Source organism: Halodesulfovibrio sp., assembly GCF_025210605.1.
Classification (GTDB): Bacteria; Desulfobacterota; Desulfovibrionia; order Desulfovibrionales; family Desulfovibrionaceae; genus Halodesulfovibrio.
Genome location: NZ_JAOARI010000015.1, coordinates 1 through 24855 on the forward strand (window position 1 = coordinate 1; position 24855 = coordinate 24855).

Annotated in this window: 21 protein-coding genes; 5 read left to right on the forward strand and 16 right to left on the reverse strand. The window is 45.2% G+C overall.

Going from position 1 to position 24855, the window contains the following annotated elements; genetic code table 11:
- Positions 1–600 precede the first annotated feature (600 nt).
- The 3 genes from N4A56_RS05390 (at position 601) to N4A56_RS05400 (ending at position 5366) form a co-directional block, all read left to right on the forward strand.
- Positions 601–1230, forward strand: coding sequence for a tetratricopeptide repeat protein (locus tag N4A56_RS05390; RefSeq protein ID WP_295545569.1), 630 nt, complete (start codon positions 601–603; stop codon positions 1228–1230).
- A gap of 129 nt (positions 1231–1359) precedes the next feature.
- Positions 1360–4605 (forward strand): ATP-binding protein, encoded by a 3246-nt coding sequence (locus N4A56_RS05395; RefSeq protein ID WP_295545571.1) that lies wholly within the window; start codon positions 1360–1362, stop codon positions 4603–4605.
- A 182-nt stretch (positions 4606–4787) separates the two neighbouring features.
- Positions 4788–5366 carry a TetR/AcrR family transcriptional regulator gene (locus tag N4A56_RS05400; RefSeq protein ID WP_293671660.1) on the forward strand — a complete coding sequence of 193 codons (579 nt, stop codon included), beginning with the start codon at positions 4788–4790 and terminating at the stop codon, positions 5364–5366.
- A gap of 101 nt (positions 5367–5467) precedes the next feature.
- Here the strand turns inward: N4A56_RS05400 and N4A56_RS05405 are convergent, their stop codons facing one another.
- From N4A56_RS05405 to N4A56_RS05460, 12 genes are all read right to left on the reverse strand, one after another.
- A complete protein-coding gene (locus N4A56_RS05405; RefSeq protein ID WP_293671661.1) occupies positions 5468–5956 on the reverse strand; it encodes an FCD domain-containing protein in 489 nt (162 codons plus the stop codon).
- Positions 5957–6177: 221 nt separating this feature from the next.
- Entirely contained in the window at positions 6178–7539 is a 1362-nt protein-coding gene (locus N4A56_RS05410) for a hypothetical protein (protein ID WP_295545574.1), read from the reverse strand.
- Positions 7526–8041, reverse strand: a complete 516-nt coding sequence (locus tag N4A56_RS05415; protein ID WP_295545576.1) for a hypothetical protein — start codon at positions 8039–8041, stop codon at positions 7526–7528. The genes N4A56_RS05410 and N4A56_RS05415 overlap by 14 nt, the downstream gene beginning before the upstream one ends.
- Positions 8029–8499 carry a hypothetical protein gene (locus N4A56_RS05420; RefSeq protein WP_295545578.1) on the reverse strand — a complete coding sequence of 157 codons (471 nt, stop codon included), beginning with the start codon at positions 8497–8499 and terminating at the stop codon, positions 8029–8031. Before N4A56_RS05420 ends, N4A56_RS05415 begins: the two co-directional genes overlap by 13 nt.
- Complete coding sequence (locus tag N4A56_RS05425; protein WP_295545579.1) at positions 8496–10553, reverse strand: hypothetical protein; 2058 nt, start codon at positions 10551–10553, stop codon at positions 8496–8498. Before N4A56_RS05425 ends, N4A56_RS05420 begins: the two co-directional genes overlap by 4 nt.
- A 39-nt stretch (positions 10554–10592) precedes the next feature.
- On the reverse strand, positions 10593–11153 hold the full coding sequence (locus N4A56_RS05430; protein ID WP_295545581.1) for a hypothetical protein: 561 nt from the start codon (positions 11151–11153) through the stop codon (positions 10593–10595).
- Positions 11154–11246: 93 nt separating this feature from the next.
- Positions 11247–11648: a hypothetical protein gene (locus N4A56_RS05435; RefSeq protein ID WP_295545584.1), complete on the reverse strand. Its 402-nt coding sequence runs from the start codon at positions 11646–11648 to the stop codon at positions 11247–11249.
- Between the two features lie 19 nt (positions 11649–11667).
- Positions 11668–12582 (reverse strand): major capsid protein, encoded by a 915-nt coding sequence (locus N4A56_RS05440; protein ID WP_293671674.1) that lies wholly within the window; start codon positions 12580–12582, stop codon positions 11668–11670.
- Positions 12583–12593: 11 nt separating this feature from the next.
- Positions 12594–13304 (reverse strand): hypothetical protein, encoded by a 711-nt coding sequence (locus tag N4A56_RS05445; protein ID WP_295545586.1) that lies wholly within the window; start codon positions 13302–13304, stop codon positions 12594–12596.
- 54 nt (positions 13305–13358) lie between these two features.
- The gene (locus N4A56_RS05450; protein ID WP_295545587.1) at positions 13359–13736 is read right to left on the reverse strand and encodes a hypothetical protein; all 378 of its coding nucleotides are present in this window, start codon (positions 13734–13736) and stop codon (positions 13359–13361) included.
- A 15-nt stretch (positions 13737–13751) separates the two neighbouring features.
- The gene (locus N4A56_RS05455; protein WP_295545588.1) at positions 13752–15482 is read right to left on the reverse strand and encodes a portal protein; all 1731 of its coding nucleotides are present in this window, start codon (positions 15480–15482) and stop codon (positions 13752–13754) included.
- A 65-nt stretch (positions 15483–15547) separates the two neighbouring features.
- Positions 15548–15775, reverse strand: coding sequence for a hypothetical protein (locus tag N4A56_RS05460; protein ID WP_293671678.1), 228 nt, complete (start codon positions 15773–15775; stop codon positions 15548–15550).
- Positions 15776–16218: 443 nt separating this feature from the next.
- Between N4A56_RS05460 and N4A56_RS05465 the strand changes: the two genes are divergently transcribed.
- Entirely contained in the window at positions 16219–17577 is a 1359-nt protein-coding gene (locus N4A56_RS05465) for a M23 family metallopeptidase (protein WP_295545591.1), read from the forward strand.
- Positions 17578–18037: 460 nt separating this feature from the next.
- Here the strand turns inward: N4A56_RS05465 and N4A56_RS05470 are convergent, their stop codons facing one another.
- The 3 genes from N4A56_RS05470 to N4A56_RS05480 all read right to left on the reverse strand — a co-directional run bounded on the left by N4A56_RS05470 (position 18038) and on the right by N4A56_RS05480 (position 21938).
- Positions 18038–19408, reverse strand: coding sequence for a sodium:alanine symporter family protein (locus N4A56_RS05470; RefSeq protein WP_295545593.1), 1371 nt, complete (start codon positions 19406–19408; stop codon positions 18038–18040).
- A 444-nt stretch (positions 19409–19852) separates the two neighbouring features.
- Positions 19853–20419 carry a hypothetical protein gene (locus N4A56_RS05475; RefSeq protein ID WP_295545595.1) on the reverse strand — a complete coding sequence of 189 codons (567 nt, stop codon included), beginning with the start codon at positions 20417–20419 and terminating at the stop codon, positions 19853–19855.
- Positions 20412–21938: a hypothetical protein gene (locus N4A56_RS05480; protein ID WP_295545597.1), complete on the reverse strand. Its 1527-nt coding sequence runs from the start codon at positions 21936–21938 to the stop codon at positions 20412–20414. Before N4A56_RS05480 ends, N4A56_RS05475 begins: the two co-directional genes overlap by 8 nt.
- Positions 21939–22357: 419 nt before the next feature.
- On the opposite strand from N4A56_RS05480, the gene N4A56_RS05485 reads away from it, so the two are divergent.
- Entirely contained in the window at positions 22358–23398 is a 1041-nt protein-coding gene (locus tag N4A56_RS05485; protein WP_295545599.1) for an IS481 family transposase, read from the forward strand.
- A gap of 94 nt (positions 23399–23492) precedes the next feature.
- Here N4A56_RS05485 and melA read toward each other — a convergent pair whose 3' ends face one another.
- Complete coding sequence (gene melA / locus N4A56_RS05490; RefSeq protein ID WP_295545601.1) at positions 23493–24854, reverse strand: alpha-galactosidase; 1362 nt, start codon at positions 24852–24854, stop codon at positions 23493–23495.
- Position 24855 lies beyond the last annotated feature (1 nt).

Genomic DNA, 24855 nt, shown 5'->3' on the forward strand with positions numbered 1-24855 from the left:
AGGCACGCCGCCAGCGTTCAATCTGAGCCAGAATCAAACTCTCCAGTTTAATAATTCTGTATTGTGACATCCACTGCATAACAGCGGATGACGCTAGCTGATCTCTAAATCAATCCGATTCGCTATTTAATTGTCAAAGAGCTTTTTAAAGCTCCGTTCGGCTTTTCGCCTCACGTCGAGATGGCGTTTATGCCACCCTGCCACTAAGCTGTCAACAACTTTCTGAAATTTATTTTCGTACTGCTGTGAAACAACTCTTGTTTCGTGGCGTGGGAGAGTTACTATACATTCAGCCTCCCACTGTCAAACTCTTTTTTAAAAAAGTTTGCAAAAATTTCATCTGAAACAATAAGTGCTGCACGAATCGGCAGCGTGAAAAATTTTCTACGCAAATGCTCTCTGCCAGTCAACTCAATTTGGTTCATCGCGTGAAGGTTATACCCAAGCTCACACGCCATCTTTTTATATGCAATAAATTCAATAAAATACGAAATCGTGTATATATTTTTTACAGTTAGTTTTATTGTCAAACTTTCTTGCAATTGCTACCTGATTTAGTAACAACCAACTTACTAACATTATATAGGACGGATGTTTTTTATGACAAAGCGCGAAGCTGAACGTCTGAAGCAAGATTTTGAAAATGGGGTCTATGTTAAAAAAAGCACGACAATTATGTGTGTTGTCCTTGCCCTGTGCCTTGGCATCTTCCTCGGCAACCTGCTCACAGTCATTTTTTCTGCCCAGCCTTCTGCACAACCGACTGCGGCAGTCCAGCAAACAGAACCAGCACAACCACAAATTACACAGGCGCAAGCTTCTAGAATTCTTGAGCTTGAACGTCAGACACGCAACAATCCTGACAATATACAAGCATGGCAACAGCTAGGAAATGCCTACTATGATACCAATCGTCCTGAAAATGCTATTGTCGCATATAATAAAAGCCTTGCGCTGGACGCTTCAAATGCAAATGTATGGACGGATTTAGGCACTATGTACCGCCGCGCAGGACAATATCAAAAAGCCATTGAAAGCTACAACAGTGCACTAAAAATCAACCCGACGCATAAAAATGCCCTGTTCAATAAAGGAATTGTATATCTTCATGATTTAAACGACAAAGCAAAAGGGATTGCAACATGGGAAGAATTACTTAAAACCAACCCTTCTGCACGTACTCCACAAGGACAACCACTAAAGGAATTTATCGAAGCGCATCGTAATTAAAATAAAGTTACACCGTAAAACGCCGCAGCATTTGCTTGCGGCGTTTTTCTTTTGAATTATGGACATTTAATTATCATCGTTCTATGATTCTGCTGATTAAAAATTCAGTTATCTATAACGGTGAATCATATGCTACCTGCCTTCAAACGATTTTCCAAAGCAACTATCTGCTTTACTTCATATTGTGTTTTACTTGCGCTTTGTCTGTCACCGCTCAGCAATGTTTTAAATGCTGGAAGCCGCGTTCCAGTCGCATACGATGTCTTTTTTGAAAATACTCCAAAGTCAAACATCGTTGACATAGCAGCTCCACAGTTTAGAGAAGTTTTTACTCCACTCGACAAGACACCAATCCCACATTCAGTAAAGCGGACGTGGATTCGTATTTTAATTCCTATCGAACAACTTGAACGTTGGCGAATGAACGACTTCTTTCCTTTCCTCCAATTTGGGGGAAAAGTACGCCGCCCTACTACGCTATTCTACAAACCAGCAACTAACCCACAACGCTGGAAGTCATCTGTTATCTCGAGATGTCATATCCCGCTACCTGAGACTGTTCGATCAGGTCTTGCGGAGTATTACCTCCGCATAGACGGCAAACCCGGTATGTGGTTCCGCCCACAAATATCACTTAAAGATACCGCGATGCCCCTCTTCGTCACTTCGCTATTCTTCTGGCTGTTTATCGGGCTGACACTTGGAATTGCTGGATTGAATTTCTTTCTAGCTGTTTTCACTAAAACTGAAAGCTGTTTCTGGCTTTGCGCCTACACCCTTCTTACAACAGCATATTATACGTATGGCTTTCTCCCTTCTGCTACGGTTGGACTAGAATTTTCCACAGCTTGGACAATTCTTCTCCCTGGATTAGCACTTATTATCTTGCCACACATAGGTCGCAATCTGTTTCATGATGCAAAGTGCCCCCAATCTATTGACCGTCAACTTTGGAGTATCTCATTTCTTGGTGTTCTACTGGCAATAACCCCATTAATCCCCGGGCTGTCAGCTGCCTTATATTATCTTCCAGTATGGCCTGCTTTTGCCGCACTTGGCGCAATTCCCGGCTATGCAGCTATTAAACACAAGCTACCCGGCGGAAAACGCTTCACAGCTGGCTGCCTATTAACAGCTCTCGGTAGCTTCATTGCCTTGCTCCCTGCATACTCTTCGGATGCCACTGGCATATTACAGATTATGCCTTTTGCAGGAGTTGCAATGGGAATGATGATCTTTACACCAATTGCTCTGAAAGGTTCTATTGCCCATCGCTCAGTAGCGACGGACATACCCACAAGAGACATCACGAACGCTACACAAAAAATCATCAAAAGAATCAGTCACGATTTGCAATCCCCACTGACTACTATTGCACGCATGAATGAAAAACTAAGTGACCTTGCGTTACCTGATGAAGGGAAAGAAGCGCTACACACAATTGAATCAGCGACGCATGTTTTGCAATTACAGCTAAAAGATCTTCTTGATCTTAACCGCGCTGATAACAATCGCCTGACACTAACGAAACGTAAATTTTATCTCCAACTTCTTTTGAACGATACACACAACATACTGTTGCCGCATATAGAAGAGAAAGGGTTGACGCTTGCATGGAAAGTTGCACCCGAAACTCCTGTCCAGTTCATCGGTGACAGAAACCGACTTATGCAAATTCTACTCAATGTCATTGGAAATGCCATCCGGTTCAGTAACTCCGGCGACATTGTGGTTTCAGTATCTCAGATGCAGCACACAGAAAAAACAAGCCAACTGCTTGTTACAGTAAAAGATCAAGGGCGGGGTATTCCGCTTCAGAATAAATACGACATACTTGGGCGTTTTTGTCAGGAGCCGGAGCAAAATACCGGAAAATATTGTGGCTCAGGATTAGGGCTAAGTGTTGCCAGCGAGTTAGTACATCTCATGGGCGGTTTCCTCTGTATTGAATCCGAACCCAACATTGGAACTTCTATTTCCTTCACCCTTCGGCTGGAAGAATATTCTCGACCAGAACAGCTTGCTACCGAACAAGAAGGGCATACAACTTCACAACCGGAACACAGTGATGCGAAAGCAGAAACTATTCCGCAACTGCTTGTTCTTGATTCACGCACAGAACAGCAAGATTCAATTGCGGCACTGCTTGATTCTGATCTGTTTCAATTGCATGAAGGTAATTCTGCTGAACACGTGCTTTCGACATACAAGTCACTAAAACCAGATGCCGTTATTGTTGCCACAGAGCTCAATGAAGATGCTATCGACATTCTAGCGCAACTTTCTACCTTTACAGAGAAAAAAAAGCAGAGCTTAGCGCCGACCATCGCGATAGCGAATAGCCCTGTCAGTGCCGAATTACTTTGCAGCGCTGGATACACAGAAGCCTTTTCCGCACCAGCAACGACAGAAGAACTCCTGTCAGCCTTAGAGAATCTAGGTCTCTACACACCACCTTCTCAAAAGAAAACGCCAGAGCCTTCTCCTTCGGAAGCAAATGTACTTACGCCTAGTGAAAAGAATGATGACCCCACAGATTCTCTCAACATGAATAAAGAGACTGAAGCAAACGAATCAATTTCATCTGAGCTAGAGCAAGAAAAAGATCATACAGTTGAAGAAGAAGCAGTAGCGCAAGCAGAGGCACTCGACGAACCTACCGAGTCTGCCGAAGCCTCTGAAAAAGAAGAGCCTGAACATTTAGAAGAAGCTGAGGAGGTTGCAGACGCTACTATCGTTGAAGAGACAACGCACCCCGTGCTTCAAACTTCTCCAGACGAAATCACAGATGACGAAGGTGGTGAGACTGATGCTTCTTCAGAGCCACTCCAAGAAAGTCCTACCCATGATAATGCGGCAACGGATCTTGTTGAAGAAAAAGTAGACGAGAAACAAGTGCAAGCGGCAAAGCTTCGTGTCACCTCTGACAACCAATCTGCCCTTGATAGCATCACTGAAGATCATGAAAAGGGATTATCTAACGAAGATCTGTTGCTAACAGAACTTTCAAACGACATAACCGCCCTACAAGAAAAGTTGGAGTCTCCAGCAACAACCGCAAATGAGAATATTCAGCCACAAATTCCGCAGATTGCATCTGAATTAAACGAAATTTTTGATGAGATACATCAACATCTCGAACAAGGAAGTACTGCCGGAGTGTTAGCTACTACAAAAAAAATGCAACATCAGGCTCAACAATATGCATTACGTGAAGTAGTTAAAGTTGCGAGCTGTGTAGAGCGGGCAGCCAAAGCAGAAAATCATGAAGCAATCAGCACACTTATGCCAGAACTCAAGACGACAGTCATGGCAACGGGAAGGGTGCTTGAAGACGTATATAAACACAGTTCACCCGTATTGAATAATGAGTAAAAAACATTATGTTTCAGTGAGTTATTCTAATTATAATCAAAAGTATAAAACTCGCTCTATAGTGTAGAATTATCATTCAAGCCGTTGACAGCCTCACAGTATCGCGTTATCCCCTCTCACCTGTGCGAGTACCCACTGGCGCAACTGATTTGAATACTGACAAATAAAGGGCTGAGGCTACAATGAAACGCGATATTATTCTTGATACTGCTGCACGTCTTTTTGCAGAACGTGGATTTAGCAACACACCTACCAGTCTTCTCGCCAAAGAAGCTGGTGTTGCAGAAGGTACAATCTTCCGTCACTTCCGTACAAAAGATGATATTTTTCTCACACTTATTACAAACGTAAAAAACCAGCTTATTGATGATATTGAAAAATATCTCGAAGTACGCGAGCCGGAAAATGCGCTTGAAAAAGTTGAATCTGTAATTAAATCTTTTTACGTCTTCGTTAAAAAGAACCACATGGAATTCTCCCTGATTTTCCGCGATGCACCAACTCGCTACTGCGGCAACAGTGAAGATTTCTTTATGCAGATTAAAGAAATTTATGCATATGTTACTGGCTACCTGTGTGATTCTATCGAAGAAGGTAAGCTAGACGGTTCCATCCTTGCGGATATTGATGCTCAGGAAACAGCAGATATGCTTATGGCGACCATGGTAGGTCTTGTTCGCGGTATGCATTTCGGCTTTATTGAGCCATCAGACAACATGCTCAAAACTGTTTTGCGGAATTTTAAAAAAGTTCTCTGCTAAGCAACACCACCTGCTTGCAGCAACGCTGCACTTCCGCACGAATATTTCTGTTGCAAGACACACAAAAAAAGCCGCATATGCGGCTTTTTTTGTACTATCCATTAAAGATACACAGAGTAATACGTATTCATCCGTAACAACTGCCCACGCAATGCAGCGCAGGCTCCAACTTCATCTAGCGCCTCTACACAACAAAGAATCTTTCTATTGTGTTCATAAAGAGTTCTGCGGTTAAACGCCACGGACATATACAGGTCTCGACCCTCTTCAAACATAGAGACGAGCTGCGATTCCAACATGGAGAGCATACAGTTTGAAGCCTGTGCAAACAGCTCCTCATACAATTTTCGCAACACAAGTTTTGTTTCTATTTCCGAATGCAATACATCCTTCTGCTGAGAAACAAGTTCTCGCAAGCGCCCGATGCCATCGCGTGTTGCATTTCTAATGACAGATTCAAGCAAAGCAGTTTCAATCGCATACTGTACTTGAATTATATCCTGCAAACGGGTGCTAAACTCGTACTTGCTTTCGCTCCGACCACATGAACCGATACAATTCTGCTGAAGACATTTCACTTGCTGATACACGACATCTCCTATCCCCTAGAAAGAACAGGATAACAAAGAAAAGCGTAAGCTCCATTATATTATGTAGCTTTATTAAACAGTATCAACAATCTGTCAGTATATGCAGCAAGGTGAACAAAAGGCATCACCTACCACTGTGACTGCGGAATGCTTCTTACAAATTCAAAACTGTAATGAACAATGTTCAACATCAAAAAATATCTTTTTTCAACACATTTACGCTAATGAGTCATATTATTTTCGAAGCTTTGAATAATGTCATCGACGCTACAAGAGTTTTTTCGTGCTGCAATAACACTGTCAGCAATGTATCGTAAAAGTGTCATAGCCGACACTTTACCACTTACTCCGACACGTTCGTATGTTTTTTGCTTACGTTGAAAAAAAGACACATGTTTTTTATCTGAAAATCGTTCGCTATACAGTTCCCATAGGGATACCAAGCGCTCATTTTCAAATTGATTTTTTGGTGAGTATTCTCCAAGTAGTTCATATAAAAGTACAGCGTCATATGGAGCCAATGATGCAGAAGGAAAAACACAGTACGGGTGTGCAGCCCGTTCTTGTGCCACAGCGTCAGCAAAAATTTGTATAAAAAAAGCAGGTTCGGTACTCCACTGCTGCTGTCGAATTGTTTTTGAAAGTTCTCTGCGTTCTGCATCAGAAAACACCTTTGACTCACCCAAGGTGGCAACTGCCTGTACCCTGTCTCCTTGTGCCAAACTTTCGCAGAAAGAACGTGCTGTATTTTTGCGTTTTATTGCCGCAAGAACAGTTTGCAACTGCTCTACCTGCATCCACTCCACCTCTATACGTTCCTGTAAGAGGGCATAGCTTGCAGGTGAAATCTGCAATGTTTCAGGTGAGTTTTCTCTACAATGCTCACAAAGTTCCTTTGCCCTCTCTTCAGGGGCATCAGAAACGATCTGGTCTGAAAGGGCGTGATAGGCTCGGTCACATGCGCTGCGCTGGAGAATATCCAGCACGGTATTCATATCTGTCTTTACCAGCTTCTTTTGAAAATCAGGAAGCAAAGCTGCACCGGAAACCGGATTATACACAGCAAGTTCACAAAGAAAGCTACATGCCACAGCAGACACGCTCACCCTCTTCCGCCTGTCGATATTTCCCCCGCTTTCTCCCTGAACTTTCCAAACAAGAGCCTCTGTCTGTGTCACCTTTTGCTGTAGTTCGGTAAGGGAATCCAACAAGTCCTCACGAGAGGCGGCATCACTACTTGATTCACTGGCGGTTGCATACGCCTTTCCTAATGCAGCAGCATCGGCACATAAGCCTTGGAGACGCTGCTGACATAGCTGCTCCACCTGCTGCGAAAGCTGTTCTTTCTGTGCAAAGTAATCAGACTGGGAATGAAGCAAAACGGTTCCCGCCAATTGCGATGCAACCGCCCCCCTTGCATACTCACTTCCACCCGAAACGGTTTTACGCAAAATATCTGTGAAATCACAGCCTGCTTCATTCTTTCCTGCCCGCATCGCTTCTTCAGCACCAACAATCTGTTCAAGTGCTGCAAGAGCTTCAACAGAATCATGCGGCATCGCTTTTTTATTATTTAGCTGCATGTTGAGACACCTTACCAAAAAGTGAAAGCCCCTTTCGTGTTGTATTAATCATAAATAAAGGGTCGGTTAACGTCTCTCGCCATGAATCCTGCTCAACGTGCGCTGTCTGAACAACATTTCTGGCATCTGCTTTTGCTCCGGCAACATCATATTCCCATGCTTTAACATCACTTTGATGCCGCAGTGTGTTCATCTGGCGCTGTGCAATCCCCCTATTGTTAACCAACAAATCTATAGCACTACCAGACCCAAGGGAAACATTACCGGCTGCAAGAGTACTTTGCACCTGCCCCTCAGATTGCAGGTATCTATTGCGAGCTTCATTAATAGTGCGATTACCTTCTGCACGGGCATAGTTTGCCTTGGTTTTCGCCACATAAGAATCAACAGGGGCAGTGTTTACGCTAGTACTGCTCATTGTAACCTTTCGACTACTTTGATTACTGGAAACAGCCGTAGCTGCCACAGCCAAAAGAGCGCCAACCCCTACTACAGAACACATAGCTCTTCCTCCTTGTAAAATTCATAGAAAGGCATACCAAATGGACCATGGGGCACTGTCTCCTGCGCTATGCAAAACCCCATACGTTCCAGCCATCGGATAGATTTTGTATTTCGGGCATCAACCATATTGCGAAGCACAGGAAACAATTTTTGCATTTGCGGAATAATTTCCAGCGGACATTGAACAAAGGCTCTGGGAACAGCAGTAATGGCATCTGAACCAAGCATCCACGGTTGTCCCTCGCCTTCAATATATGGAGAGGGGGCAACGCCAAATACCGCCGCAACGGCGTCATCCACCTCAGCACACCATAACTTTGTTGAGTATAGTGCGCACGCAACCAACACTTCATCCGGATTATGTCCATGCGCTGCCCATACTTCATCATAGTCCGCCTTTCGCAAACGCCCTTGCAAAGAGACGGCATCTTCAACACTTGCTCTGCGGACAATCATCGATCACCAACCTCTAAATCCATCGAGTACGAAAGCAATGTTGCAGATAATGGTTCTTCCATTGTAAACTGCACGTTTGACTGCATTTCGTATCCACCATTAATCTCAACAACCTTTTCACCGCTAAACAAGGCTGGGGGATTATTCAATCCGACATCATCTCGCAAGGCTACTCGCTGATGCGCACTTCCCGCTGTCCCCACTTTTACTTCTGCACTTTCAAATACGTTTACGCACATCCTGCTCACGCGACGCATTTTCCCACGACTATCGCCTGTCGGGGTCACTACTTCAGGCTCTACAGGAACCAACTCCGAAGTATATTGCAGCCCAACATGAACCACGGCAGCAGGAGAGTTTAAAATAATCTTTCCACCAGTTACAACCTGCGGTGGATGAACAAAGCCATCAGCTAAAATTTGCACTGTTTTGCCTTCAAGATGCTCCAAACCGGTAAAAGTATCTTTTGCATCTCCGTGATAACTAAGTGCAGAATCCATAAAGACCTGATTGTTGATGTCACTCACAGCATAAGGGGCAAGCCGTTCAACATATCGTTTCGTCTGTCCACCAATCTGGCGTTTTACAACACACCACAGTTCATCACCGTCACTTCCCTGAACACAACATACGGATTCAAACAGCCCGTCAGACTCATGTCGATGCCAGCCAATAACATCATGCCCACGCTCATAGGTCACACCCACAAGTGAGCCATCTTCAAGCACACACCACACAATAGAATATGGTTCCTGCTGATACGCCCACGAGACAACAGGATTATCCTTAAGAAGGTGCTCGGAAAGAATTGAAAGTTCCGTTCCCATGTACCCGTCTTTTTGCAAAGAGTATTGCAGTTCGCGGATAACCTTTCCACCGTGTTGCAAAAACAAGATATTTTCTCCAACAACCAGAGGAGCAACAGGAGCAGCGCCAATAACACTCTGCCGCTCAAACTTTATTGAAGATGGAGTAATAACCTTGTTGTCGCTCCCACCAAGGCTCCATTCACTCCCTGCGGTTCCAACAATGAGCTTGCGCCCCGGTATCATCCATTCAATCTTGTTTACACGTTCTGCGGCAATAGTTGCTTCAATGCTGTCGTCATCGCGCAGCGGGTCTGAAATATTGAAGTTGTTATAACTCCCTGAACGGCTCATCCACACTGTTTGCGGTTGATTTTTACTGGCAGCAAAACACAAGCGCTGCTGATAAAACTGCACGACACTTGGATATTTTACTGCGCTATTGAACACATACCGATGTATGGGGAATCCTTCTGAAAAATCCGGTGTCGATCCTCTATCCACCCACCTTCTGCTGGATGCATGTCCAACAAATCCGTATTTGTCAGATTCATTCCAACATTTGTAAATGGCGAAAATTGCATTCTTATTTTCAGAGTTCCATGTAAGTGTGATGCTGGAGTCAACGGAAATTGTTTCCGGCCCCTGAACAGTCACCGCAACACAAGGCTCACTCTCTTCACGAGTAAATGGATCAATAGCAGTAACAACATACGAGTACTCTCTAACTGACTCTCCTTTTGCTTTAGCAATAAGAGACATAGGCGGCTGCATCCGACTTCCGAACATGACATCCTGAAGGTACCATTCCATGTGAGATTTTCGACTTATCTTAATGGGGGCACAGTATTCACAGGCAACAAAAAGAACATCCGCAGACTGACAGAACGAAAGAGAAGCCAGCATATCGCTTGACCAAGGCGTTCTTTTTTCAACCGCATGCCCTGTATAGTTTACTATCAGCCCGCCATCCTTCCAGATGCGGAAATATCTATGACCAAATTCAAGAACATATGTCTGGTCTGCATTGAAAGAAAACGGGATTAGCCGCACTTTTTTGTCGTGGTAATAGCATTCACCAGCATATTGAAATCCAGGGCGTCTTGCCACGGGACCATGAGGCAGTACCACCATATTCTTGAGCTTCTTACATCCGTTGGCATATCGAACCTGATCTGTCCGTGCGCCCATCAGCGGGGAAAGCTCTCCCCCGTTAAAATTATTTTGTGTTACGGTTACCGCACCCATGTACTCCTCCTGTTGCTCTACCGCTCCATATCCACCAGCTTAAAGAACTCGTGCTTTCAGCCAGCCATCAGATTCGTCAATCTGCTGCACCCCTTCCGCTCCATCAACAGCTGCTGCGCGGGCAAACGCTTCCTTGAATTTACTGTACATACTCTGTTCCAGTTTTGAGCTGTTCATAAGCGGAACAGCAAGCTCCGCAGCCAGCTTTCGTGCGAGCACTTCTATAAACATTGCTGGATATAAATTCGGATCAGTAATGCGTACGGTGATTATTGCTTTTGCAGGATGACTATCCGTATACAAAATACGCCCTTCTACCACTTCAAACGGTTTACTATCCTGCAACTGTCGAACACCTATGCAATCGGCGGGAAGCTGGTACGCGTGCGAAAAATCGAACGGCGGAGCTTCCGGCAAGCTTGGCAAGCGCACATAGCGAGTTGCAAAGCTCCAATGATGCGCTTCAAGAAGTTCATCGCACACTTGAGCGTAGAGCTGACTGCACAATTCTGCACCGCGTGTTTTTTCTTCCAACGACACAATGGGACTGCCGCCAACGTACTGCAACCCCTTGTTACAAATGGATACAGCTGACCTCATACTGACACTCCTGTTCTCTGTTCATACAACGTCCAGAGGACATACGCCCTCTGGACTGTATCGTTCGCGCAGGCTGCTACCGCCCTGTATTACTTATCGTGGCAGGAAGTCACAGAAGACATCCACTGTGCCGCTCACACCGCTTTTAGTAGTTACAATGCGGCAACGCACATGCTTAGGTGCATTGGAAGGAATCGGAAGCCGCGCCAATTCCTCTCCAGCCGCGAACTTAGTAGAACCGGAACCAGTAGTTACTGAATGATTCACCGGCATCAGCGTAAATGACGCATTGTCGTCACTGCCTTCAAGCTGAAGCGTAATAGTAGTCTGCGCAGGAAGTGTTACAGCATCTGCTGCTGCCATAATTACTTCCATTGCCCCCATAGCAGAGCCAGCTTTAATAGAACCACCGTTCCCCACGGCGTTGGTGTTGGAAGGAATAGCTTGTGCCTTTGCCAGATACTCGCCGTTGACTCGTAAGGTATGCTTGTACATTGATTATTACCTTTTCGGGTTACAAGGTTCGTGCTGCTTCAGTGCCGTCGAGGAAGTTGTAGGAACTTACAATTTCTACGCCGTTCCAATGGGTAATCTGACGATCAAGATCTCTGCCACCAGCAAGCACCTGAAGTGACTTGCCTTTATGTTCATTAAGCAAAGTCTGCGCTTTACCATGCATAAAGAGGTACGTAGTGCCGGAGGTTGCACGCACATCAGCAAGCAGGTCATCAATCATCATCGCTGTCGGTTTATTGGATTTGTTAATATTGACCAGTGCTGAAACAGAATGTTCTTTACCGATCTGCAAACCGAAGTACGCTTTAAGTCGACAGCCGTAGCAGAGCACACCTTCATGTTTGCCAGATGTAGCTTTGTAAAGCTGACCACCGTTGATAGGCTGAACATCAAGCAGCGTACCTTTTTTAAAGCTTTCACTGGAGTAAAGTCCCATTGTTTCGCCGGACACAAAACGCACCGCAACGATAGAGTAGCAATCATCGGTTGATGCACCGGCACTCATCAGTCGTTTATTGTCCGCAGCCCAGCGAAGGAAATTGTCATAAATAATACGACGTTCCGCAGCCATGCCGGATTTACGAATAATCTTCGGCAACTTACGGGCAAAATATGCTTCTTTGTTGCCGAACATACGTGCTGTATCTTCAGGGCACTCAATTTCACCACCAAGGATGGATAAATCGACCTTTTTAAGGTCACTGGTCACATCCACACTTGGAAGCGGAGCATTCATTTCTACCCAGCCAGCCCCTTCAATATCGGTCACATCTTCATACATGTTCCACAAACCATGAGAGGCTTCTTCAAACGGAATGACACCAAGAATTGGTGCTTCTTCTGTTAGGCTGTCTACCTGCTGCGGCTGTTTCGCACTGTGAACTGTTGCAAGCTCTTTTAGTGTTGCACCCATAATTCTCCCTCCTAGCGGGTTTTAAATACTTCGTTACGCAAAAAATCTTCAGTAGACATGGAACGGTTAGCTACACCGCCACCCGCATGAGGAATAAAGTTTTCTTCCTGCAACAAATCACCCACGCACGCCATCATTTCAGCAAAGACGTGGTTGTTGCCCAAACCTGCTTCAATAAGCGGCTGAAGCCGACCACCAAGCTGCGAATCCAACGCACGCACAGCGCTGTTTGCTACAGAAAGACGCTGTTCAAACTGTCCCTTCCATGCACCGTTTTGCAAAATGTGCATGGAAAGATCACGCTCCGCATCCAACTGACGTGCTTGTTCTTTCAAATAGAAATCAACAGCCTGCTGTGCCTGTTCGTTGCTCAACCCACAATCTGCACAAAATGTTTGATAGTTATCCAGCAACTCCTGACTTACAGGAACATCGTCCGGGAATTTTACTGCAAACGCAGGACTCTGCCCCGCATCAGCACCCATTCCGGTACCTATTCCCCCCTGTACCATTTCAGGATTCGCTGAATATCCACCATGGTGAGCACCACTCAATGGAGCTTCAGTACCTCCATCCAGTACGGTATGCCCTGGGCTCTGCTCACCAAATCCATGTGCAGCCCCATGTGCAGACATCCCATCCTGCATATTGGAACCACCATGTTGCCCACCGCCCATTGTTACTTCCGGTGCGGTTCCGTTTTTATCCATCACGGTATGCATCTCTCTCCTCCGCTTCGACTCATAGTCGTACCGTTGTTTACCAAGATTGCGGCGTTAGATTTCATTCGCCTTTGTCCCTGCCCACTCCTGCGAAAACTGAAGCTGTAAGCGCACATGGCTTACGGGGTCTGCCAACGCAATATCTGCCATGCGATCACGCGAGTATTCCAACAAGGCTACCCGCTCACGCATTGTTTCATCCCGCGCAAGCCGATTATTCACACATGCTTCATCAAGCCACATTCGCAACACCCGTACACCAGCACCTGATTCCATCCGCAACACATCGCGCAAGTCCTGAAGATACGAAATCATCCTTGTTTCCGCGTCTGCATCACGAGCTTGCCCACTGCCGTATTCTTCTGTGAGCATCCGCGAAAGCTCACTTTCGCTCAGCTCGCAAAGAGCCTGCAATTCTCTATCTGTTTGCATTGCCACCTAATCCTGCTATCGCCCAGCCAGTTGCATTGCTTCCTGAACAAGCTTTTGAGATTCTGCTCCAGCGTCACTTCCAGCGGATGCTACAAGCGCTTCAAGAATCTCTGGTGAATCTTTTGTGGCATCAACAACTGATGAAACGGCACTTGCCAGCTTTCCAATATGCTCCGGCATCTGCATTGTTTCTGCCTGCTCCTTGGCAGCATTGCGCAGGGTAGCCACCTCCTCGTCAGAACGAAGGATTCTGGCTGGCACACCCGCTGTTGAAGCAAGCTCATCAACGCATTGATCAAAATCAAGCTTATCCAAAACAGAAGGGGCTACTGTTGCCATTCTTCCAACCTGCTCTGTCAGCTGGCGAATGGCATTTGAACTGGCAAGTTTTTGCGCCTGTGCAAGAACTGAAACATATTCAACCTGCAACCCTCTTCCTTCCAACTCCGGTGGAGCTACTGGCAAGCGACCAGAGCGTTGCAGCACCCCAAGCATGCGAGCCAATAAGGGATCAAGAATTTCAGTCTGATGCCTTTCAATGACAGGACCAAGCATGACCATTTTTTCCTGACTGCGCTCAAGCACCTCTGTTGCGGTAATGTTGCTGCGCCCTTCACCCGTGAACATTAAGAATAGATCGTTAAAGAACCCTTCACGAATGCCTCGGCGCACATCATCAATTTTATATGAAACAGCCTGAATATCGGGATTAATCTGATACAACGGTGAAACAGCATCCTGCTGCGTACTGTTCACAAAGTTCTGCGCACCGGGAATAAGATTAAGACGCTGCTTGTATCCTGCCGGAACCCGCATAGGCGGATTAACCACTTTATGCACCGCAAGCAGCTGACTTTTCGCCATTTCCTGCAACATTTTCACATCGGGCATTACATCCATTGCCGGAGAATACCCGTATGTATCCATACCGGTGACATCCCATCGTCCACACAGATGCGGGAACTCCATAAAACCACTTTCATTCAAGACGGTAGTTGCATCTGTTCCCATTTCAAAAACGATGGACGCCCACGGCATGTTTTTACTTCCCGCAAGCTGAGGCTGCCCGTTGCCTTTACCGGCAAAGTTTTTTCCTTCGCGTGGACATATTAAATGACCGACTTCAATCATGCTGTATGGATCACGAGCAAGCATCCTTTTAGCGGTCGCTGACAATGCATCTTCACCAAACTGTGTTGCCAGCTGGCGTGCAGTCATTTTTGTACGGCGCAGTACTGTATCAATTTTTCCGTATCTGTCGGATGCCCATGCAAACTCACCACATGTCAGACACGAAAAGCTGAACAGCTTTTGGTCATCTGAAGCCATGTACATATCTGCTGAACCGAACGCTGCCAGTTCCGAGTACATACTGTGTGCTGCCTGATAAAAACCGGCATGTGCGAGTTCATTATAAATCAGGTTCTCTACCTTATCGAGCCACAGCCGGACTTGTGAGAACTCCATCAAGTCTTTTTCCATAAGCCGCAGTCTGAACCATGGCTGCGCCGGAGAGGTCAGCCCGCTTTGCATTCCTGCCGCAAGAATACGGATAGCTCGCGAGGCGGTTCCATCAATAATTTTAGTACTGAACCGTGTACTTCCGCCCGAACCGGAAAAAGAAAAAACACCTTTATGCGGAACTACATACTGAGAAACATCACGCCATGCGGGTTCCCAGTCCTGTCGCTGCGCTTCAAGAAACGCAGACGTGTTACGAACGGTTTTTAATAATGATTGCGACATAGTCGTTCCTTCTACCTGTGCGCCTGTCTATTCCCGTGATTAGCACCGGACAGGGTTGCATTATCTTAGCTTCCAAGCAGGGTATTTTTCTTCACACGGGCTTCCGACTCATCCCCCTGACTACTTGTCAAAATAGTTGCGCGTCTGGTGTCTCTGCTTCGCTGACTGTTTACGACGCTGGAGTACAAATCTGCCTTTTTTACGCCATTCCCTTCCTGCACTGGCGGTGCTGGTGGCGGCACTGGAGCCGGTGGTGATACCGGAATAGAAATTTTCCCTTTTCCTCCGCCCATTGGTTACCTCCTTCCCTATATAAAATGCTGCCGGTCAGTTGGAGTGTGACCCTCAAAGGTCACCGTGCTTCGCCAAACCATGCCCAATATTTAAAACAACCTTCCGGCAGCAGATTTTCTGTTGCAACGCTGAACGAAACAAAAAAATCGCCCTGCGCTCAACACGCAAGGCGACTCTACTGCATCATTTTGTACTAATTGATGAAACGGGGCTATGAGAGGGGTGTGACTATGGTTACATCTACACGTTAGAACGGTAGACGCTATCTGGTCGTCTCCAAGCGTCGCAAAGCGTAAAAAAATGTAAACAACGCATGATGATTCCCGTTATAGTGCATTTTTCAATATTCAACACTCTACAATTTAACTCAAAAAAAAAGGGGTAGACAAGCTCTTTTTAAGCAAGTAGTCCACACCAAGCATTGGGAAATGAGAAAACACATATGAAAAGTTACTTTTTAAAAGAACAACACAAGGATTATTTGTTTTTTACCATTGCGTTACTACTAATCATCTCTACTTTTGCACCACTTACATTCGCACACGCTTCAGCGACAGTTAACGCAGCAATTGAAGAACGCTACAATCTTTCCAATCTCATCAGTGGTTGGAAACAAATCAATCCAAAGAGCACACCCTCCAAGGGGCATGCTCCGGAAAACACCAAGCTGAAAACCGTTACCATCAAGGTAAAGAAAGGAGATACCCTGTACAGGGTGCTTAGAAAAGCAGGTGTTTCGCTTCAGCAACAGCGTAAAATCGTTGCTATCACTTCCAAGCAGAAAGCTTTCCACTTCGATGTGGGGTTACAGTTAAAACTCACAATGAGAACTTCTCCTGAAACGAAGAAAAAGGAAGTAACGTTACTCAGCGTGCAGTTGGACAACAAAAAATGTTATGCCATCAGACTGCAATCGGACGGAAGCTTTAAAGCTGCAATTGAACGTACTCAGTACAAGGGGCAATTGCAGCACGCACGGGGAACCATCAAAAACACCTTTGTGCAAGATGCACAATATGCTGGACTCCCTGCTTCTCTCGCTGCAAAAGCACACAAGCTGCTTACACAGAGAAAGAAACTCACTAAAAAAGACTTAAAAAACTCTGACTTTGAAGTTATTTACGAAGTCTACCCCAAAGAATCCGGAATTCCTCCTCGTATACAATATGTACGATTAGACGGAGTATATTCAATGCAACTCTTCTTTTTTGAAGGGAAATCCGGTTCTTCCTACTACGATGCAGACGGGAATACCATCGTAAGTAAGGGCAAAATCAAACTTGTAGACAATGCCCGTCTCAGCTCCAAGTTTGGCTACCGTAATCATCCAGTCCTTAAACGCAGAATACTGCATAAAGGGATTGACTATGCCGCCCCAACAGGAACTCCTATCCATGCGGCAGCAGACGGTACAATTGAGTTTGTCGGGCGCAAAGGTGGATATGGTAAACACATCGCCATGCGTCACGATAAGTCAACCAAGACAACATACTCGCATCTACATAAGTACAAAAAAGGACTTAAATCCGGCGCTAAAGTAAAAGCTGGTGATGTGATCGGGTACGTTGGCTCAACCGGCCGTTCAACCGGCCCGCACTTACACTTTGAAGTGCACAAGAACGGGAAAGCCGTAGATCCGCTTAAAGCAGAACTGCCCCGCCCTTCCAAGCTTGAGGGTACAGAACTTGCTGAGTTCAAACTCTCTCAGGTGCGGATGTTTCTACAGGTTGCCAAGCAACGTCTTATGAAAAGCGCTCTGGCCTCTCTGAAGCCAGAAGCTATAGCGAAGGCAGCCTTATAATTTAGCACTTAGTTTGCTTACACTAAAGCCCTCACAAATTTTTCTGTGAGGGCTTTTTTTGATGCTCTAAGATTGATCTTCACTTTTCTACTCCCTCCCGCTCCACCTTCTTGCTGCCTCAGACTCCTTTTCAGCGCTAACACACAGCTACCCTATATAGCATCTAAGGCAGCAGAGTCGTAAAACAGCCATACATACATGAGGACATGTCTCCATGCATGCGTCAAATCAATTTACGTAGTACCGGCGCACAGCAAAGATTTTGTCTACAATCAGTACCTAGATCACTAGGCGCTACTTTCGTCTATTAAGTCCACCACCAGCAGCATTCGATCCCCCCCGCGAAAAGCCCTCTGCCTATGTAAAGCGCGTCTGCCCCTAGCGCGCAGATTCGACTTTGCCATAAAAAAAGACTCCACCTGCATACACAGATGGAGTCTTTCGACGTTAAGAGGATGTCTTACTTATCAGCATGACGCAAAGCTTCAGGTGCTACACCTTCTTTCATTGCGAAGTATTCGCGAGTTTCACGAACAATAACAGGACTGAGGAAGATAAGACCAATAAGGTTTGGAAGAGCCATCAGACCGTTAAAGATATCTGCCAGAGTCCAAACAAGACCAACTTTCTGTACGGAACCAAAGAGAATAGCTGCAATGTAGACAATGCGGTATGGTTTTACTGCACCTTCGCCAAGGAGGTATTCAATAGACTTCTCACCGTAGTAACACCAACCGAGGATGGTGGAGTACGCAAAGAGAATAAGACCAATGGTTACGATGTACTGTCCACCTTCGAAACCAAGGCGGAATGCTTCGGTAGTAAGGGATGAACTTGTAAGACCAGAATCCCAGTTAAACATAATGATAACAAGACCAGTCATTGTACAGATAACGATAGTATCAATGAAAGTCTGGGTCATAGAAACGAGAGCCTGATCTACAGGGTGTTTAGTCTGTGCTGCTGCAGCAGCAATCGGAGCAGAACCAAGACCGGATTCGTTAGAGAATACACCGCGAGCAACACCAAATCGGATTGCAGCTGCTACTGTTGCACCAGCAAAACCACCGGAAGCTGCAACAGGGTTAAATGCGTATTCAAAAACAAGCCCGAAAGCAGGGCCAATTTTTTCGACATTGGTGAGCAGAATAAATAATGCGCCACCAACATAGAAGACAATCATAATCGGGATAAGAATAGAAGTAACTTTACCAATAGACTTAATACCACCGAGAACTACGAGGGCAGAAAGAATTGCAAGTACAATTCCGACAATAAGTGGATCAATACCAAAAGTATCTTTAACAGCAAGTGCTACAGAGTTAGACTGTACCATGTTACCGATTCCGAATGCAGCAACAGCAGCGAAAAACGCGAATGCGGTGCCAAGACCTTTCCAGCCAAGACCACGGGCGATGTAATACATCGGACCACCACACATTTCACCGTTTTCATCTTTTACGCGGTATTTAACAGCAAGCACAGCTTCACCAAACTTAGTAGCCATACCTACAAGACCGGTAACCCACATCCAGAAAAGAGCACCAGGACCACCAACCGCAATCGCGGTAGCAACACCAGCAATGTTACCAGTACCAACAGTTGCAGAAAGAGCGGTCATAAGGGCTTCGAAGTTTGAAATGTCACCATCTTCGGCATCATCATCTTTGCGTTTAATAAGCGCAAGATACAAAGAATAGCCTAGTTTTCTAAACTGTAAGCCCTTCAGCATAATTGTAAGCAAGAGACCAGTACCAACCAACAGAGTCAGCATTACAGGGCCCCATACCCACCCGTCGATCATCTCCAGCCATGACATAAAGCTTTCCATCAGCATACTCCTGTTGCTTCTTTCACGCCTTAGCACTCAACATACCCGAGCGGCTTAAAACGTGCATTGGAAAAACAGACTACATCTGTTTCCCTCAGCTATGACGTAATCATTCCCAACAAATTCGGGAATATGGGTCTAGCCATCGGTCGAAAAACTGCAAGTCCCAGTACAGTCAACTCGACCAAGCAAAATACTAAAGCCCATTCGACTAAAACGAATCATTGGTCATGTTACGCTGTTTTACCATTTCGTCAACATGACCACTTTTAAGTTTTGCACACTGAATGTTCAAGCAAGAGCCCTTTTTTTGCATTTTTCTTATGTCATCAGAGATTCTTACAAACAAACTGTTCATACAAACAGTAAAATATCACATATAATCAAATGGTTATAACAAAATGAAGTTTTTCACAAGCTAGGGCGTTTTTTGTTTTTTACACGCTATTTCAGACAATTACACTCATCTCGATGAATAATGGAGAAAACTGCACTTTTGAGGCAGTTTTGATCTTTTTTTTGAAAAAAAACTGATGCAGGCATCTCTGCCACTAATCGAAACCCCAACTTTTCGATGAAGCGCAAAGCATGTCGATATACCTTCGGTGTCAGTCCGTAGAGCGCATCAAAGCAATACTCTCCTTGATGCTTTGTGAACAAAAGAAAGTTCAATAAAAACGAACCAATAAGTTCTTCTTTACCCCTAGAATTGTAAAACATTGTAAAATGAATCATCCCACATCGACCAAGAAAGTTATTTACCCACACTAACGCCAGCGGCTTTACCCCTTCGTATGCAACATAGACATAATTCGTATCATCTTGCATAAATTGAACAAATTTACTTTCATTTGTTATTTGACCATCGTAAAAAACTATATCTTTTTTCCCTTCAACGCAGAGTGTTTGCCAAATTGTTTGGAATTCTTGTTCGGTTACACAATCTGTATAATGAGGAATATGTGCCCTTATGTGAAAGCCATCTGGCAATTGCTCGTAACCATTATGCATATAAGTCATACTCCATATTTCCCAGATCAGTTTGTTCTACATTCATCATGAGTGGAGAAGGAAATTCTGCTCCAAGCAGCGGTTCTAAAACTCGTGCCATGCAATCGAGCATGTCATCATGAGTACTTACAGGAAAAGCCAGATATTCATCAGCGACAAATTCTTTGGTTAAATCACGCCATGCCCCTTCTTGGTCTCTAAACGGAGCACGTATAGGAAGATACATCCGACCCTGCTCAAAAAGTGGAACCAGTTTACCAATACGATCTTTTTTAGGTACAGCTCCCCCAAGCTCAATTACCTCAAAACGGTAATTTCGATTTTGCATCTCAAAGCGCAGATGTTCGATATCAGCCTGCATGCCGTACCGTTCGTACCCAACAGCCAACGGACGATATTGTCTGTGTAGAGAAAACAAACATGCAGCGCGTTCAGTAAGATTCATTCTGTCGCGCACCCCGCCAATCAAGTAGTAATTGCCGTCTTCTGCCAAGCCAATCACCAGCATCACAGTATAGTCACTGCCAGCCTTTTTTTCACCGGCAGGGTCAACAACTATGTACCTGTTCATGCATTCCCAATGCGCAGGCTCTGAAGGCTGCCAATACCGTAACCACTGCTCTTTAAAACCTTGCACACTGTCCGCCTTTGGATCTTGCAACATTTGGCAACCGAACACGTAAGGTCCCATCTGTCTGCGCTTTTTTGCTAACTCTTCAGGCGCAAGAAACATTGGTGCGCCATCAGCTTTTCCATTTTCTGTAGCTGCATATATTCGAGGAACAGCACCTTGCCGCTCCATAATTGTTTTGTATGTGTCATTGAAGTGATACCGGGTTCCGATGTAGCGCTGCGTACCACCATGCATGCCGAGGTTTAACGATAAAGCCCAACATTCTGTCACCTTGCTAATCATTTCAGGTGTCGAAACAGAATCTCGCGTAACCACATCATCATAAACAAGGATTTCAAAATGCTTACCAGTCGGCTGACCATCTACTAGCCCCCAAGCTTCTACTGTAGCTTCTTTCGGATTCTTCTTTCGTTTGACAACGATACCGTTATCTACTGACCAACGAGAAGACTCACGTTTGGGAGACTCCCACAATACTTCGGGATAGCATCGTTTTAGAACTTCATTCTGCTCAAGCTCATGCTTAATTTGTGCTAAAAAACCTTTGGCGATAGGACGAGTATGAGAAAAAATACCCACGGTTACTTCTGGATTCACCAAAATATTCTGAATAGTCAGCCCAAAGGTAATGATTGTCGATTTATAATGCTCCCTTGCCCATAAATCGAGTCGACCATCAGGGGACTGCTGCACTTCCTGACAGCGAGCAAAATGCCAATCGTGATCCATATCTTTACGCCCCATGATTCGGGTCAGTAAAAAAAACAGATCACGACGACCTAGTTCAGCCATCATACTGATTGCGGCACTTTCAGATTCTTTACGAGCAACTTTAAATAATTCTGCATAGTGGGCTGCTGCTTCATGCCGATTCGCAAACTTCATACTCTCTCCTTGCACATATCAATTGAGGGAGTTTACATGACGAGTCACAACACACCGCCAATACAGGCGTAAAAGAAGGATGTAAGGAGGGTCTTACATATTCTTGCCACATATGGGGGGGGGCGAAAAACGAGGTAGGTAAAATTGGTAGATTAGAATTAAGCAGCAAAGGAAAAAACTCTATAACTTCTCCACGCTGCACAAAAAAAGTGGCGAGCCAGAAACTACCAGCTCACCACTTTAATATTTAGTCGAGAAGTCGCCACGTCAAAACTTGCTGACATGGCTTTTTGTAACAAAATTATTTGTAAGAGGTTCGACTTGATCTGACATTTCCTCTTGAAAAATAAGAGGTTCTCCCTTTTGATGAATAATCAGAAGACCACCCAAAACGGGCACCATGCCCAAAGGAGAACCTCATGACAACTTACAATCAAAACGTCATAAAGCACAAGGTCGGACTTCTTAACTTAGCTGAAGAGTTGGGGAATATTTCAAAAGCGTGCAAGTTAATGGGCTACTCCCGAGACACCTTCTATCGGTATCAAGCGGCAAAGGAGGAAGGCGGTGTCGAAGCACTTCTTGATAAAAGCCGAAAAAAACCAAATTTAAAGAATCGGGTAGAGCGTGAAGTTGAAGATGCAGTAGTTGAATTTGCTACCTCTTATCCAGCTCATGGGCAAACAAGGACAAGTAACGAACTACGCAAGAAAGGAATCTTTGTTTCGCCTTCTGGTGTTAGATCAATCTGGCTCCGACACGACCTTCACAACTTTAAGCTGCGTCTCACTGCTCTTGAGAAGCTTTCTGCAGAAAAAGGTATCGTTCTGACAGAGGCACAAGTTCAAGCCTTGGAACGCAAGAAGGATGATGACAGTGCCCACGGTGAAATCGAAACGGCTCACCCTGGCTATCTAGGAAGCCAAGACACTTTTTACGTTGGCACCATTAAGGGTGTCGGGCGAATATACCAACAGACCTTCGTCGATACCTATTCAAAATGGGCTGCTGCGAAGCTCTATACTACCAAAACGCCTATTACAGCCGCCGACATGCTCAACGACAAAGTTCTTCCATTCTTTGAAGAGCAAGAAATGGGTATATTACGTATTCTAACTGATCGCGGGACAGAGTATTGCGGGAATCGAGAGCAACATGACTATCAGCTTTTCTTAGGTATCAGTAATATTGAACACACTAAAACAAAAGCAAGGCACCCGCAGACCAACGGAATTTGCGAGCGCTTCCATAAAACCGTTTTAAATGAATTCTATCAAGTTGCTTTCAGGCGAAAAGTATACTCAAGCCTCGATGACTTGCAAACAGATCTTGATCTGTGGCTACTTGAATATCATACCGAGAGAACGCATCAAGGCAAAATGTGTTGCAGTAGAACGCCATTTGAAACTATGATGGATGCAAAGCATCTTTGGACGCAACATGTCGTAAATCTCAATTAATCTGACAGGTGGTCGGTCAAAAGGGCTATGTGTCAGATCAAGTATGAACCACTACAAATTATTGCAATAGAAGGTCGTCTCTCTCAATATCTTACTAAGAAAATTGAGGTAACCACTTTGCTTCTGCACTCAGCATTGCATCGACCATTTCACTTATTTGATCGAGTGTGCAAATTGTCGCTGTTACTGGGTCTAACATGCAAGCATGTTTGACTGCATCTTTATCACCAGTAAGCGCGGCTTGTACGAGTAACTCCTGCACATTTGTATTTGTACGGCATAGCGCAGCGCACTGAGCAGGCAAAGCACCTACCTGCTGCGGAGAAAGCCCGTTCTCATCTACCCACACAGGCACTTCTACAGCACAATCAGCTGGCAGATTCTCTACAAGCAAACTATCTTCATGACGGTTAGGTACGTTACCATTAATGCGAATACGCTCACCAGAAACAACTGCATTCATTATTTTAGGAGCATTCAAGGCATTACGCTTTAGAGGAATCGACATACTTCCACTAAGTTGCTCTGCAATAATACGCGTACTGCGCTGTTTCACCTGTTCTTCCAGTTCCATTAGGTTCCACCGCTGTGGCAAAAAGCGATCAATCATTTCTGGTGTCTTACGGAAATACGGAACATAGTCTGTGCAATGCCAGTGGTTTTCAGTACACCAGTACCCAAAAGCTTTAAGCATTTCACAGCGGACACCGTCAGCGGCATATACTTTTGCGTTCTCAGGAAGTTGACGAATTGCGGGCTGCATATCTTCGCCTTTATAACGAGCTTCTAGAACCCAGCAAAGGTGATTAATGCCACCGAATGAAAATTCAAAGTCATCCGGAACAGATACAAACATCAACTGCTCCCATAATTCTGGAGTAGACGGATGTTCGACCCAGTCGCCAACACCCAAATACCCAGCAAGCTGAGAAACTGTATACGTTACGCCGTAGCACAAACCGACTGTGCGAATCTCTGAAACTTGCGATGCCGCCCACACGAGCGGTGCCAACGGGTTGGCATAGTTCATAAGTAAGGCATCAGGGCAGACCTCTTCCATATCGCGCAGAAGTTCCACCAGCACTGGAATATGACGCAATCCACGGAAAATCCCGCCGGGACCTAAGGTATCACCGACTTCCTGATCGACACCGTAGCGCTTCGGAATATCTCGATCGAGATACCATGCATCCAACCCACCTACCTGCACCGAACAAATAACGAAATCCGTACCCGCAAGAGCTTTACGGCGGTCAGTTTCCAGAAGCACCGTTGCAGGCAATTCTGCCTGATCTATCATCTTCTGAACAAGCTTACCCGTTGTTTTCAGTGCATCAGGATCTATGTCGTGCAAGCGTAATTCTAAATTTTGAAGTGATGGATATGCAAACGCCGCAGAAAGAATCTGGCGGGTGAACATTACACTTCCAGCACCAATAATGGTTAATCGAGCCATT

What these genes read in the sequence shown, in the direction of transcription:
- N4A56_RS05450 (WP_295545587.1), bottom strand. Translation starts at nt 13,736, where the DNA reads ATGCAAACAGATAGAGAATTGCAGGCTCTTTGCGAGCTGAGCGAAAGT.
- N4A56_RS05475 (WP_295545595.1), bottom strand. Translation starts at nt 20,419, where the DNA reads ATGCATAATGGTTACGAGCAATTGCCAGATGGCTTTCACATAAGGGCA.
- N4A56_RS05400 (WP_293671660.1), top strand. Translation starts at nt 4,788, where the DNA reads ATGAAACGCGATATTATTCTTGATACTGCTGCACGTCTTTTTGCAGAA.
- N4A56_RS05440 (WP_293671674.1), bottom strand. Translation starts at nt 12,582, where the DNA reads ATGGGTGCAACACTAAAAGAGCTTGCAACAGTTCACAGTGCGAAACAG.
- N4A56_RS05410 (WP_295545574.1), bottom strand. Translation starts at nt 7,539, where the DNA reads ATGCAGCTAAATAATAAAAAAGCGATGCCGCATGATTCTGTTGAAGCT.
- melA (WP_295545601.1), bottom strand. Translation starts at nt 24,854, where the DNA reads ATGGCTCGATTAACCATTATTGGTGCTGGAAGTGTAATGTTCACCCGC.
- N4A56_RS05480 (WP_295545597.1), bottom strand. Translation starts at nt 21,938, where the DNA reads ATGAAGTTTGCGAATCGGCATGAAGCAGCAGCCCACTATGCAGAATTA.
- N4A56_RS05425 (WP_295545579.1), bottom strand. Translation starts at nt 10,553, where the DNA reads ATGGGTGCGGTAACCGTAACACAAAATAATTTTAACGGGGGAGAGCTT.
- N4A56_RS05470 (WP_295545593.1), bottom strand. Translation starts at nt 19,408, where the DNA reads ATGGAAAGCTTTATGTCATGGCTGGAGATGATCGACGGGTGGGTATGG.
- N4A56_RS05455 (WP_295545588.1), bottom strand. Translation starts at nt 15,482, where the DNA reads ATGTCGCAATCATTATTAAAAACCGTTCGTAACACGTCTGCGTTTCTT.
- N4A56_RS05420 (WP_295545578.1), bottom strand. Translation starts at nt 8,499, where the DNA reads ATGATTGTCCGCAGAGCAAGTGTTGAAGATGCCGTCTCTTTGCAAGGG.
- N4A56_RS05435 (WP_295545584.1), bottom strand. Translation starts at nt 11,648, where the DNA reads ATGTACAAGCATACCTTACGAGTCAACGGCGAGTATCTGGCAAAGGCA.
- N4A56_RS05445 (WP_295545586.1), bottom strand. Translation starts at nt 13,304, where the DNA reads ATGCATACCGTGATGGATAAAAACGGAACCGCACCGGAAGTAACAATG.
- N4A56_RS05390 (WP_295545569.1), top strand. Translation starts at nt 601, where the DNA reads ATGACAAAGCGCGAAGCTGAACGTCTGAAGCAAGATTTTGAAAATGGG.
- N4A56_RS05430 (WP_295545581.1), bottom strand. Translation starts at nt 11,153, where the DNA reads ATGAGGTCAGCTGTATCCATTTGTAACAAGGGGTTGCAGTACGTTGGC.
- N4A56_RS05395 (WP_295545571.1), top strand. Translation starts at nt 1,360, where the DNA reads ATGCTACCTGCCTTCAAACGATTTTCCAAAGCAACTATCTGCTTTACT.
- N4A56_RS05415 (WP_295545576.1), bottom strand. Translation starts at nt 8,041, where the DNA reads ATGTGTTCTGTAGTAGGGGTTGGCGCTCTTTTGGCTGTGGCAGCTACG.
- N4A56_RS05485 (WP_295545599.1), top strand. Translation starts at nt 22,358, where the DNA reads ATGACAACTTACAATCAAAACGTCATAAAGCACAAGGTCGGACTTCTT.
- N4A56_RS05460 (WP_293671678.1), bottom strand. Translation starts at nt 15,775, where the DNA reads ATGGGCGGAGGAAAAGGGAAAATTTCTATTCCGGTATCACCACCGGCT.
- N4A56_RS05465 (WP_295545591.1), top strand. Translation starts at nt 16,219, where the DNA reads ATGAAAAGTTACTTTTTAAAAGAACAACACAAGGATTATTTGTTTTTT.